Here is a 678-nt window from a genome sequence, read left to right as displayed (position 1 = left end):
TGCGCCGGGTACCAGTGGCCATCGCGCCGCACCAGCATCACCTGCAGATCCAGTTCCGTGCCCGCCAGCGGGTACTGCACGCGCACGGTGGCCTGCTCGCCCTGCTGCGTGACCAGACCGGTGCGCAGCTGGTCGATGCTGTCATCCAGCCGCAGTCCGTAGCTGGCCAGCACCTGCTTGAGCGCGGCCGCGAACGGCCCCAGCCGCTGCAGGCTGGCGGTCATACCGGCCTGCTGGAAGGCCTGTACGCTGTCCAGCCCGGTCGCGCGGGCGGCGGTCGTCAACGTGGTGATCGCGCTCTGCGCCAGCGTGGGATCGGACAGCGGCGCGGCCTGCGCCCAGCCACTGAGCGCGGCGACCAGCTGCACGTAATGGGCACGCTGGGCCGGGCTGTAGTCGCCTGATGGGTGATGTACTGCACGCCGAACAGCTCCAGCGAGTGCGCGGCCTGACGCACGCTGGCGGCCTGCCCTTCCAGTTGCGCCTTGAATGCGCGCCGCAGCTGCTGCTCGGCATTCTTCTCGGAAAGCGCGGCCAGCAACGCCGGCAACTTTTCATCCAGCGGCAAGTCGCTCAACGGCCAGCGGCTGTGGCCCTGCGCCCAGGCCGTTTCCAGCGCGACGTACTGCGCCGGCGGTACCGCCGCGCGCGCGTAGCCGGCCAGATCGTTGTTGCGCA

2 pseudogenes are annotated in these 678 nt (G+C 70.4%); both read right to left on the bottom strand.

What is annotated here, in order from left to right:
• Positions 1–284 (bottom strand): annotated as a pseudogene (locus JCM9942_RS17485) (hypothetical protein); the annotation flags it as partial.
• Positions 281–678, bottom strand: a pseudogene (locus tag JCM9942_RS17480) (hypothetical protein); the annotation flags it as partial. The pseudogenes JCM9942_RS17480 and JCM9942_RS17485, both read right to left, overlap by 4 nt.

The sequence above is a fragment of the Stenotrophomonas pictorum JCM 9942 genome (assembly GCF_001310775.1).
Lineage (GTDB): Bacteria > Pseudomonadota > Gammaproteobacteria > Xanthomonadales > Xanthomonadaceae > Stenotrophomonas > Stenotrophomonas pictorum.
Note: the sequence above shows the minus strand (reverse complement) of the source record. Positions and strands in the feature narration are given on the sequence as shown.